9 protein-coding genes are annotated in these 12,156 nt (G+C 60.9%); 5 read left to right on the top strand and 4 right to left on the bottom strand.

Features of this window, described 5'->3' with window-relative positions:
* Positions 1-132: 132 nt before the first annotated feature.
* Complete coding sequence (locus AC4PR2_RS10500) at positions 133-1,350, top strand: Tm-1-like ATP-binding domain-containing protein (RefSeq protein ID WP_060425401.1); 1,218 nt, start codon at positions 133-135, stop codon at positions 1,348-1,350.
* A 92-nt stretch (positions 1,351-1,442) separates the two neighbouring features.
* Here the strand turns inward: AC4PR2_RS10500 and spy are convergent, their stop codons facing one another.
* On the bottom strand, positions 1,443-1,931 hold the full coding sequence (spy, locus tag AC4PR2_RS10505; RefSeq protein WP_038874659.1) for an ATP-independent periplasmic protein-refolding chaperone Spy: 489 nt from the start codon (positions 1,929-1,931) through the stop codon (positions 1,443-1,445).
* 535 nt (positions 1,932-2,466) lie between these two features.
* On the opposite strand from spy, the gene pdeR reads away from it, so the two are divergent.
* The gene (gene pdeR, locus AC4PR2_RS10510) at positions 2,467-4,461 is read left to right on the top strand and encodes a cyclic di-GMP phosphodiesterase (protein ID WP_197659079.1); all 1,995 of its coding nucleotides are present in this window, start codon (positions 2,467-2,469) and stop codon (positions 4,459-4,461) included.
* Between the two features lie 16 nt (positions 4,462-4,477).
* On the opposite strand, the gene AC4PR2_RS10515 is transcribed toward pdeR, so the two are convergent.
* Positions 4,478-5,344, bottom strand: coding sequence for a crotonase/enoyl-CoA hydratase family protein (locus AC4PR2_RS10515; protein WP_038874666.1), 867 nt, complete (start codon positions 5,342-5,344; stop codon positions 4,478-4,480).
* 342 nt (positions 5,345-5,686) lie between these two features.
* On the opposite strand from AC4PR2_RS10515, the gene yhjD reads away from it, so the two are divergent.
* The 3 genes from yhjD (at position 5,687) to AC4PR2_RS10530 (ending at position 9,225) form a co-directional block, all read left to right on the top strand.
* Complete coding sequence (gene yhjD / locus AC4PR2_RS10520; RefSeq protein WP_060425396.1) at positions 5,687-6,706, top strand: inner membrane protein YhjD; 1,020 nt, start codon at positions 5,687-5,689, stop codon at positions 6,704-6,706.
* A gap of 328 nt (positions 6,707-7,034) precedes the next feature.
* Positions 7,035-8,357 carry an MFS transporter gene (locus AC4PR2_RS10525; protein WP_038874673.1) on the top strand — a complete coding sequence of 441 codons (1,323 nt, stop codon included), beginning with the start codon at positions 7,035-7,037 and terminating at the stop codon, positions 8,355-8,357.
* Positions 8,358-8,457: 100 nt separating this feature from the next.
* Positions 8,458-9,225, top strand: a complete 768-nt coding sequence (locus tag AC4PR2_RS10530) for a CDP-diacylglycerol diphosphatase (protein ID WP_047729636.1) — start codon at positions 8,458-8,460, stop codon at positions 9,223-9,225.
* Here the strand turns inward: AC4PR2_RS10530 and AC4PR2_RS10535 are convergent, their stop codons facing one another.
* Both AC4PR2_RS10535 and pdeH read right to left on the bottom strand, forming a co-directional pair.
* Positions 9,226-11,265: an AsmA family protein gene (locus AC4PR2_RS10535; RefSeq protein ID WP_492175108.1), complete on the bottom strand. Its 2,040-nt coding sequence runs from the start codon at positions 11,263-11,265 to the stop codon at positions 9,226-9,228.
* A gap of 90 nt (positions 11,266-11,355) precedes the next feature.
* Positions 11,356-12,147 carry a cyclic-guanylate-specific phosphodiesterase gene (pdeH, locus tag AC4PR2_RS10540; RefSeq protein WP_060425390.1) on the bottom strand — a complete coding sequence of 264 codons (792 nt, stop codon included), beginning with the start codon at positions 12,145-12,147 and terminating at the stop codon, positions 11,356-11,358.
* Between the last annotated feature and the right edge of the window lie 9 nt (positions 12,148-12,156).

The following is a 12,156-nucleotide window of genomic DNA, read 5'->3' on the forward strand; positions in this document are numbered from 1 at the left end:
TGCAAAAATGATACGGCCGTCTCATTATATAAATACATTAATTACTTTAACCTAATAGCCAGCACCAGGGTTCCACTAAAAATATAACATCATAATTTATAAATAAAAACTAGAAACACTCGGGAAAACCCCATGATTGATACTTCAAATTTTGTCTATATTGCTACCACAGCAGATACCAAAGGACAAGAGTTGGAGTACGTACGGCGGCTGATCGCTGCCCTGAATTTACCTACGCGAACCGTCGATCTCTCCACCCGTAGCCTGCCGTTTGATTCCCCCGCCGATATCAGCCCAGAGGACGTTGCCCGCCACCATCCGGCAGGCGCCGGCGCGGTCTTCTGCGCCAGCCGCGGCCAGGCGATCGCCGCCATGGCGACCGCTTTCGAACGCTTTATCCTGACGCGCCGCGATATTGCCGCCCTGCTTGGCCTGGGGGGCTCCGGTGGCACCGCCATCATCACGCCGGCCATGCAGCAGCTGCCGATCGGCCTGCCGAAAATAATGGTCTCAAGCATGGCGGCGGGTGACGTTTCCGCCTATGTCGGCGCCAGTGACATCAACATGCTGTATTCGGTCACCGATCTCGCCGGTCTGAACCGCATCTCGCGACGGGTGCTCGGCAACGCGGCGCGCCAGATAGCCGGGGCCGTACGCTTCGCCGCCGTCGACTATCCCGACGACAAGCCCGCGATTGGCCTGACGATGTTTGGCGTCACCACGCCCTGCATTCAGGCGCTGGTTGCCGACCTTGAGCCGCAATGGGATTGCCTGACGTTTCACGCCACCGGCAGCGGCGGCAGAGCGCTGGAAAAACTGATCGATAGCCGCCAACTGCGCGGCGCCATCGACTTGACCACCACCGAAGTGGCCGATTACCTGTTTGGCGGTGTGCTACCCTGCAATGCAGATCGTTTCGGGGCCATCGCGCGTACCGGCATCCCTTGCGTGCTCTCCTGCGGCGCGATCGACATGATCAACTTCGGCGCGCCGAATACGGTGCCGGCTCGCTACGCCAACCGCCTGCGCCACCATCACAATCCGCAAGTGACGCTGGTGCGCACCAGCGCGCGGGAAAGCGCGTTAATCGGACGTTGGATGGGCGAAAAAATCAATGCCTGTACGGGCGAAGTGCGCTTCGTGATCCCGGCAGGCGGCGTATCGGCTCTGGATGCGCCGGGGCAACCGTTCTGGGATCCGGCGGCGCTGGCCGCCTTTACGCAAGCGCTGGAGGAGACGGTATACGCCACCGACAAACGCCGGCTGATAAAAACGCCTTATCATATTAACGACCCGCGCTTTGCACAGGCCGTTGCCGAACAGTTCCGGCACATTGTCGGCGGGGAATGATTATCACTCACTGCAGAACCTGCCGGTGATAACGCCAAATAAAAAAGGCCAGACAAATAGTCTGGCCCTTTTATATTCACCGCGAGCGGATATTACTGACCGGAGGACATCTGCTCCTTCATTTTATTCATATGGTCCATCATCTTTTGCTCGCGTTTCTGATAATTCTCATTGTATTGTTTTTTCTGCTCAGGAGTCAGCAGGTTATACATTTTATTTTCCGCTTTGGCGCGTTCCAGCATGCGTTCGGATTGCGCTTTGCCCATCGCGTCAATTTGCGCTTTCGCCTTCGCTTCGTCAAAGCTGTCGGAAGCCACCAGATTATGCAGCGCCTGGCGTTCCTCTTTCATGCCCGGCCCGCGCTTCTGGTGCGACTCTTTCATGATGTCGCGCATCTGCTGGCGCTGCTGTTCGGTCAGATTCAGCCCGGCGAACGGGCCGCCTTTGCCTTCACCCTTGTGATGCATCATTTTCATCGGCGCCGCATCCGGTGCCGGTGCCGTCGTGTCTGCAGCGAACGCCGCAGAAGCAGAACCCAGAGCCAGCGTGGAAGCAATAAATAAAGCCGTCAATTTACGCATAATCATTTCCTTAAAAGTTTTTCTTCATCAGGAGCGCTGTACGTTAACAGGCTCATTCGTCGTCGGAGATAATAATAGGCTGATAAAATTCAAGTAATGCGAGGGTGTGTAAACTTTTTAAAACCCGTCTCGGATTTATTCACCAATTATGAGAAAACTATGAAGATGGCGTTTATTTGATGGAAATTTTAATTTCCCGGTAAAAATCCCCCCGGTGGAGTTATTTTTCCGCTTTCCCCTCACCGCTATAATTTACTCGCCTCCACGGCAACCTTGCATCAACCGTTTTCCGATAGCGGGGAGGTCGGTACAAACATCACAGGATCCGATGTTCTCCTACACTTTAAGACAACCGGCCGCCGGGTGACGTTTACACCGCAAAACTAATCATTGCTTATATAATAGTTTCCATCACCCGCCTCGCCTGTGAAAACCTGTTATATGATGCACAGATGCGCACGGCGACCACTTTCGGGCCAACAGGCTGCCCCGGAGCTGTGCTGACCGGCCGCCCGTGCTCTTTTGAGGAATCATCATGCCCGCAGACCAAGGCCCTGAGCTTCTTAACGCCCACTTCGGCACCCAAAGCCCCCACTGGCGGCTGGCGTTTGACAGCAATGCCCTGGAGCTGTCCGCCGTTAAGGGCAAAGCCCACGTCGCGGTGGCGCTCAGCGCCATGGAAGCGGCGAAAATCCGCCGCCTGACCGGCGTCACCGCCAGCCTTGAACTGACCATTACGCTCGCCGGAGAGCCGCTGCATCTGCATCTGGTGGGGCGCCGCGTCAATAACCTCGAATGGGCGGGCACCGCTTCCGCCTTCAGCGACACCCAATCCGTGGCGCGCGATCTGGTGCACGGCCTCTCCTTCGCCGAGCAGGTGGTGTCCGAAGCCAACTCGGTGATCGTGATCGTCGATCAGCACGGCCGCATCCAACGCTTCAACCGGCTGAGCGAGGAGTACACCGGGCTGCGCGAACATGAAGTGATCGGCAAAAACGTTTTCCAGCTGTTTATGAGCCCGGAAGAAGCCGCCGCTTCGCGGCGCAACATCGCCGGCTTCTTCCGCAACGGTTCGTCCTATGAGGTGGAACGCTGGGTAAAAACGGTCAAGGGCGAACGGCTGTTCCTGTTCCGCAATAAGTTCGTGCACAGCGGCAGCGGCAAGAACGAGGTGTATCTTATTTGCTCCGGTACCGACATCACCGAAGAACGCCGTGCGCAGGAGCGGTTGCGGGTGCTGGCCAACACCGATCTCATCACCGGCCTACCGAACCGCAACGCGATCCAGGACAAGATCAATCACGCCATCGCCACGCGCGGCGAAGAGAGTTTCGGCCTGGTCTACCTCGATCTCGACAACTTCAAGAAGGTCAACGACGCCTACGGCCATATGTTCGGCGATCGGCTGCTGGTCGAGGTCGCGCTGGCGATCCTCGGCTGCCTGAGCCCGGACCAGGTGCTCGCCCGCCTCGGCGGCGACGAATTCTTGGTGCTGGCGCCGCAAACCGATCGCGAGCGCCTGCAAACGCTGGCGCAGCGCATCATCGACAGGCTGAAAACCCCTTTCCGCATCGGCCTGATTGAGGTGTATACCGGCTGTTCGATCGGCATCGCGCTGTGCCCGGAGCACGGCAACGATCTCGACAGCCTGATCCGCAGCGCCGATACCGCCATGTACGTCGCCAAGGAGCACGGCAAACGCACCTATACCGTCTTCTCGCCGGAGATGAACAAGCGCGTCGCCGAATACATGTGGCTGGACACCAATCTGCGCAAAGGCCTGGAGCAAAATCAGCTGGTGCTGTATTACCAGCCGAAAATCGACGCGCGCAGCGGTGAAGTGCACAGCGTGGAAGCGCTGGTGCGCTGGGATTCGCCGGAACGCGGCCTGATCCCGCCGCTGCAGTTCATCTCCTACGCCGAGGAGTCCGGCCTGATCGGCCCGCTGGGGCAATGGGTATTGCAGACCGCCGCCGGCCAGGCGGCGCAGTGGCAAGAGCGGGGATTGAATCTGCGGGTGGCGGTCAACCTCTCCGCCCGGCAGCTGGCCGACGACAGCATCGTCAACGACCTGCTCGGGGTGCTGCGCCGTCACCGCATGGCCCCTTGTCTGTTGGACTTCGAGTTGACCGAAAGCAGCCTGATTGAAGACGAGAACCGCGCTCGCGCGCTGATCACCCGGTTGCGCGAACTGGGCGCGCAGGTGCATCTCGACGACTTCGGCACCGGCTATTCGTCGCTGGCGCAGCTGGCGCGTATTCCGCTGGACGCCATCAAGCTGGATAAAAGCTTCGTGCGCGGGGTGAATTTCAACCCGGTATCGCAATCGTTGGTGCGCGCGATTGTTGCGGCGGCGGAGGCGTTGGCGTTCCGGGTGATCGCCGAAGGGGTGGAGACCGAGAGCGAAAACCACTTCCTCGACGAGGTCGGCGTGGACGAAAAACAGGGCTTTCTGTTTGCGCGGCCAATGCTCCCGGAACAGCTGGAGCATTGGCTGCAGTCCTACCGCCCGCACTCACCCTCCGCGTGAGGCGGGCGCGTTAACGTTAGCCGGCACGACGCAGGTTCAGGGTATGGCGATCCTGCAACATCACCAGCCGCTCGATGTAGGCGCGGTCTTTTTCCTCAATGGTAAAGGCCGAGTGCACCCAGTCTTCAGTAATGTCCATCAGCTCGGAACGCGTCAGCTGCAACACGCGCTGACGCGCCCGCAGCATGGCGCGCATGCCGTTGAGCTTCGGCCGTATGGTATCGATAAAGGTGCGCGTCGCCATGTAGGCGTCGCCGGGCTGGAACAGCTGGTCTACCAGCCCGCGGCTCTCGAACCACTCTGCGGTGTGCGACTCGCCGCCCCAAATCAGCTCCTCGGCCAAGCGCATGCCAGCCTTGCGCGCCACCAGCGAGTAACCGCCCATACCGGGAAACAGGTTGAACGCGATCTCCGGAAACCCCATGCGCGCGTTGTTCTGCGCCAGCACGAAATGGTGCGCCAGCGCCGCTTCAAAGCCGCCGCCCAGCGCGCTGCCTTCGACCATCGCAATGCTGACCGCGCCGGTGTCGAAACCGCGCGCCGCCGCATGTACGCAGTCGATGCAGGCGCGCGCGTAGGCCATCATCGCCTCGCGCTTGCGGTTTTTGATCGCTTCGGCGAAGAACTGCAGATCGCCGCCGACGTTGAACATGTTCGGCACCAGCGAGCCGGTGACCCAGAAATCGAACCGCAGCGAAGACTCCTTCGCCGCCTGCGCCAGCGTCATGATGTCTTCGATCAGCGCCTGGTTGAAGCAGGGGCGCGGCGCGGCGCGCAGCAGCATCCACATGATGTGCCGCCCCTCTTCATAGTAGGCGGACAGCTGCGACAGATTGCCCGCTTCGGTAAACGGACGACAGGTGGGGTGATTAAGCAATTTCATAAGACCTTCCAGTTTTTCTGTTGATGACGGATGAGACCGTTCCAGCCCCTACGGCTGCAGCGGAGCGGTGGGCGGCAAAAGCGCGACGCCACATCATGAGTAAACGCTTTCTCGCCGACGAAACAGATAAAAATTGGAGGTAGGGAAGTGAAAAAAACCGAGGCGCCACGGGGTTTTCATAGGAATTTTACCTATCGACCCCTCCCCGGCATTTCATGCCGGGCGCTAACGCGCTAAGCTCGGAAAATGACCGTTTGCCGCCCCGGCGTTCAAAACGCTGCGGGGCTTTGGCTATAATCAACGCTGAAACATGCCGTTTAACGTTAAGGAAATCGTGAAGTAATGCCTACAGGACCAGACCAGGAACGCCACCAGCCCGCACAAGACACGCCGCCGAAGCCGCTTATCGCCATCAAGACCGGCCATGAGACCCTCGACCGCCGCATCGGTGGTTTTTCACGTCTGATTGAACGCATCAAAGCCTGGCCAAGCGTGGCGCACCTGCTGCGCGCCGCCGAACGCTTTAACGATCGGCTGGGTAGCCAGTTCGGCGCCGCTATTACCTATTTTTCATTCCTCTCGCTGATCCCGATCCTGATGGTGTCGTTTGCCGCCGCCGGCTTCGTGCTGGCCTCCAACCCGGATCTGCTGGCCCGCTTGATCAACCGCATCGTCGGCAGCATCAGCGATCCGACGTTGGCCAGCACGCTGAAGAACACCGTCAACACCGCCATTCAACAGCGCACCACCGTGGGATTGACCGGCCTGGCGCTGGCGCTCTATTCCGGCATCAGCTGGATGGGCAACCTGCGCGAGGCGATCCGCGCGCAGTCGCGCGATGTCTGGGAGCGCAATCCGCAGGATCAGGAGAAAATCTACTTCAAATACACCCGCGACTTCATCTCGCTGACCGGCCTGGTGGTCGCGCTGATCATTACGCTGTCGCTGACTTCGGTCGCCGGGTCGGCGCAGGCGGCGATCGTCAATGCGCTGGGGCTGGACGGCATCGAATGGCTGCGGCCGGCGCTGACGCTGATCGCGCTGTCGATCTCGATCTTCGCCAACTATCTGCTGTTCCTGTGGATTTTCTGGATGCTGCCGCGCCACAAACCGAAGAAAAAAGCGCTGCTGCGCGGCACCTTGCTCGCCGCCATCGGCTTTGAGGTGATCAAGTTCGTGATGACCATGACGCTGCCGCAGGTGGCAAAGTCGCCTTCCGGCGCGGCCTTCGGATCGGTGATCGGGCTGATGGCGTTCTTCTACTTCTTCGCTCGTTTGACGCTGTTTTGCGCCGCCTGGATCGCCACCGCCGACTACAAAGGCGACAAAGCGTTGCCGGAACGCGAACCTCCGGCGCGCTGAAGCCATGCGATCGTGCCGGTGTTATCGCACACACCGGCACTTTCCTCTGGATATCAGCTAGAAAACCAGTCAATACGTCTAAATAACGCGGCGCGCGATCCGAAAAACCAGCATAACAAACTGCTCGCTCACTTTTCTTTGCCGCTTTTACAGCCATTCCCTCTGCACGAAAGCCCTTTCTCAACGTTTAACGCTGCAGAAAACAAGCCAGATAAAACATTAGTCTTTTTAACCGGTTAGCGGGGCCATTGCCCAAAGTTCCCGCGTTGAAAAGGCCGAATGCTGTCACTAAGATGGATTTTTACCCCTTCCAACAATAAGAAATATTATGCAAGCCACCATCGCACCCCCACTCGACGCCGACGACGCGTCCACACCGGTGAACTCCCGCGGGAAAGTCATCGTCGCCTCGCTGGTCGGTACCGCCATCGAGTTCTTCGACTTCTACATCTACGCCACCGCCGCGGTGATCGTGTTTCCACATATCTTCTTCCCACAGGGCGACCCGACCACCGCAACGCTGCAATCGCTGGCCACCTTCGCCGTCGCCTTTGTCGCGCGCCCTATCGGCTCTGCGCTGTTCGGGCACTTCGGCGATCGCGTGGGGCGCAAGGTCACGCTGGTCGCCTCGCTGCTGACCATGGGGATTTCCACCGTGCTGATCGGCCTGCTGCCGAGCTATGAAACCATCGGCATCTTCGCCCCTATCCTGCTGGCGCTGGCGCGCTTCGGGCAGGGCCTGGGACTGGGCGGCGAATGGGGCGGCGCCGCCCTGCTGGCGACGGAGAACGCGCCGGCCAAAAAGCGCGCGCTGTACGGCTCCTTCCCCCAGTTGGGCGCGCCGATCGGCTTCTTCTTCGCCAACGGCACCTTCCTGCTGCTCTCCTGGCTGCTGAGCGACCAGCAGTTTATGGAATGGGGCTGGCGCGTGCCGTTCATCCTCTCCGCCGCGCTGGTGCTGATTGGCCTGTACGTTCGGGTGTCGCTGCATGAAACGCCGGTGTTCGCCAAAGTGGCCAAAGCCGGCAAACAGGTGAAAGTGCCACTCGGCACGCTGCTGAGCAAGCATCTGAAAGCGACCATCCTCGGCACTTTCATCATGCTGGCGACCTACACGCTGTTTTATCTGATGACGGTGTATTCGATGACCTACGGCACCACGCCGCAGCCGTTGGGGCTCGGCTACTCCCGCAACAGCTTCCTGTGGATGCTGATGGTGGCGGTAATCGGTTTCGGCGTGATGGTACCGATCGCCGGCCTGCTGGCGGACGCGTTCGGCCGCCGCAAGACCATGATCGCCATTACCCTGCTGATGATCGGCTTCGCGTTCCTGTTCCCGACCCTGCTGGGTTCCGGTAACCAGGCGCTGGTGATGGGCTTCCTGCTGTGCGGCCTGAGCATCATGGGGCTGACCTTTGGCCCCATGGGCGCGCTGCTGCCGGAGCTGTTCCCGACCGAAGTGCGCTATACCGGCGCATCGTTCTCCTACAACGTCGCGTCTATTCTCGGCGCGTCCGTGGCGCCTTATATCGCCACCTGGCTGGCGGCCCACTACGGGCTGTTCTACGTCGGCATGTACCTGGCGGCGATGGCCGGGCTGACGCTGCTGGCCCTGCTGCTGATGAAAGAAACCCGCCACCAGTCGCTGTGATCCCCTACGGCCCCTCACTGCGGGGGGCCGCACGCGTTGTTCGTTTCCTGTCATAAAACCGGGCTATGCTGGACGTTTCTCTCGGTAACAGGATTGGCCGATGTCTCTGCGTCGTGGGGTATTTGTCTGCGTTGCGCTGCTGGCGGCTCTCGCCATCGCGCTCTATTACGGGTTGAAGCCCGACCATCCCGATGCGCTGTGGCGCATCGTCAGCCAGCAATGTCTGCCCAATCAGCAGGCGCATGACAACCCGGCGCCCTGCGCGCAGGTGGATGTGCCGGCCGGCTTCGTGGTGTTTAAAGATCGCAACGGGCCGCTGCAATACCTGCTGATGCCCAGCGCCAAAATCACCGGGATAGAAAGCCCGGCGGTGCTGGACGCCGCCACGCCGAATTTCTTCGCCCAGGCCTGGCGCGCGCGCCACGTGATGGCGGAACGCTATGGCAAACCGATCGACGACGGCGATATTTCACTGGCGATCAACTCGGAATATGGCCGCACGCAAAACCAGCTGCATATTCATATCTCCTGCCTGTTGCCGGCGGTAAAACAGCGGCTGGCGCAGATCGGCCCCGATTTTATCGAGCAATGGCAACCGCTGCCCGGCGGCCTGTTGGGGCATGACTATCTGGGGCGGCGGGTGACCCCTGCCGAGCTGGAGCAACAGGGCGCCTTCCGTCTGTTGGCCTCCGGCCTGCCGCGCGCCGACGGGCGCATGGGCAGCTTCGGCCTGGCGATGACCGCGCTGCCGGACGGCGATTTCCTGCTGCTGGCGACCGAGCGCAGCCTGCTGCCGTTCACCCTGGCCTCGGCGGAAGAGATCCAGGATCACGACTGCCGGCTACTCTCACCGCCGCCGCGTGCCTGATTACTTTTTGCCTTTCATCTCCCGCAGGATCTGCCCGCACTGGTTTTCCTCGCCGCCTTCACTGGGCGAGACCAACGCCAGCAGCGCCGCCGCCGGCGTCAGCACCGCCCCCAACGCCACCGCCGCCGCGCCGCGCGCGATCAGCGGCCCGGCTTTCACCCCGGCGTCGGGGTGCTTGAAGGTGCCTTTCACGTACAGCGGCGAGCGCAGGGTCAGCACGCGCATCCCCTTGCTTTCCGGATCGATGGACAAATCCAGCCGTTCGGTGGCGAGGTTGGTGTTGCCGGTGATGTTGATCACCGCGTTCTCGGTGTCGAACACGAACAGCCGCGGCGCGGCGACGCCGCTGCGGATGCCGACGTCCGCCGCGGCACAGTTGATGCCCACCACGTCGTCGCCGAACAGCTGCGCCACCAGATAGTTGCCGACGTTCAGGCCGAGGATCTCCATCAGGCTACGGCTGATCACCCCGTTATTGATCAACAGGCGCAGGTCGCCGTTGCTGGTCGCCAGCAGCTCGGCCACCGAATTTCCGCTGCCCGTCAGCCTGGCATCGCCGTTCATTTGCCCAAGGCTGCGCTTCATCGCCGCTACGTTCGGCAACAGCTGTTTGAGCTGGAGTTTGCGCGCGTGCATATCCACCTGGCCGCGCATCGGCTTTTTGCCGCCGTCGAGGCGCACCACGGCGTTCAGGCTGCCGCCCGCCATGCCGAAGCGCAGCGGATCCAGACGCAACTCGCCATTGTTCAGCTTCAGGTGCGTGGCCAAATCGCTCAGCGGTAAATCGCTGCCGCGTTCGATGCGCGCGGCGGCAAACTTCACGTCCGCATCCATCTTGCGCCAGCTTTGCGTATCGAACTGCGCGACCGGCAGCACCTTATCCGCCGGTTGGCGGCTCTTCTCGCCGCGCCCGGCTTTGGCAGCGTTGGAATCCGCGCCGATCAACGGCGCCAGATCCGCCAACCTCAGCTGCCGGGAGCTCACCGCGCCGCTCAGCGTCGGCCGCGGCTTACCGGCAACGTATTTCAAGTCACCGTGAATGTCGCTGTCGCCGATTTTGCCGTCGAACTTCTGATATTCGAACACGGCGCCGCCCGGCTGATGCAGGCGGGCTATCAGATGGCCATCGGTCGCATACGGCGGCGTGTTCGGCAACAGCACGCCGGTCAGGCCATAGAGGTCACCCAGGCTTTCGCCGGAAAATTTCAGCTGCACGTCCAGGCCGCCGAGGTTCAGCGGATCGGACAAGGTGCCCGCCACCGCAACACGGGTGCTGCCGGAACGCACGTCGGCCTGCAGCGGGAACGGCAGATCGGCGCTCTGCAGTGACAGCATGCCGCCGATCTTGCCTCTGCCGCTCAGCGGTTCGCCGTTATATTTGCCCTTGACCTGCCAACCGAAAACGTAGTCGGGGGTAGCGGCCTTGCCGCCGCTCTGCTTGCCGGTCACTTCACTGAACGGCAGCGGTTTACCGAGCGGATCGATGACGGCGCGGAAATCCGCCTTCAGGGTGGCGTCTTTAAAGGCGATCTGTCCCTTGTCGAACACGATGTCGTGAACGGTGAACGACCAGGCGGAAGGCGGTTGCTGCGGATCCTGGCCAGCAGCCAGATCAAACGTCCAGTTGTTGTCGCCGTTGGCCAGGCGTTCTAACGACGCATTCGGCTGCTTGAGCCAGATGCGCGGGATCAGCAGTTCTTTCCTCAGCAGCGCCAGCGGTGCGATGCTGGCGTCGACGCGCTGCAGCGTCACCATGCTGTCGCCGGGCATGTTTTTCGGGTTACCCAGCCACACGTCTTCAGCGTGAATATGCGGCCAGGGCACCCAGGCGCGCCAGCCGCCCTCATCCCGGTTACGCGACCAGTCGACGCCCAGATCGCCGCGGATGGCGAACGGCCGCCGCAGTTCGGCCGACACTTTGTCGTTGATGGTGGGTTTGAGTCGATTCCAGTCGAAGGTAGCGATGAAGATCGCCAGCGCGACGATCGCCAGCAGCACAATGCCGCCCAGCCAGCTGAAAACCTTTCCTGTTCTTGTCATAGGGCTCCCTCAGCACATAAACCGGGCTGCCGAATGAAAGGAAAAAGAATGAGCAGCCCCGTTTAAGCCTAGCTGAGGATAGGCCGGAGTTCACGCCGGCGCGCCGGGCGCGGCGAACAGCGTCGGTACGCTGTGCAGAGTTTCAAAGCACGCCGGGCGGGAAAGATAGTAGCCCTGCGCGGCCAACGCGCCGGAACGCTGCACCAGCCGCCACTCCTGCTCGGTTTCCACGCCTTCGACGATCACCCCGTCGCTGTGCTGGTTCATCATCGTGATCAGGGTGCCGAGCAGCTGTACGCCCTCTTCCGACTGTTTGAGCAAGGTGAACAACTCGCGCGCCACCTTGATGTATTGATAGCGCCAGGCGCCGACGGCGGAGAAGTTGGCCAGCCCGCTGCCGAAATCGTCCAGCCACAGCCGTTCGCCGCCGACGATCTGCTGCAACGGGTGGTTTGACGCCGTTTCGGCGTGCTCCACCAGCTCGAAGCGCAGATAGGGCATCTCGGCGATCTGGCGTTGCAGCTCGCTATGACGTTGCAACGCTTGCAGCGCGATGCCGTCGATATTGACCGACACCATCACCGCGTGGCGAATGAACAATGCCTGCCAGCGCTGCAACAGCGCCAGCTGTTCCTGGATCACCCGTAAACGCTGGGCGACGCCGAGCGAGGCGAAATACTGTTCCGGGGATTGCCGTTTGTCCGGCTCATTCGGGTGATATACCGCCGTCAGCAGTTCCACCGCCAGCAGCGCGCCGCTGGTGCGATAAATCGGCTGGAAGGTATACAAGCGCCGGCATTGCCGCCAGTAGCGCCGCGATTTGGCGCAGGCATAGAGGGCAAAACAGGGCGCCAGCAGACCCGAGATCAGGTTGGTTATCATCGGTACTAT

This window comes from Serratia sp. A07, from assembly GCF_058725505.1.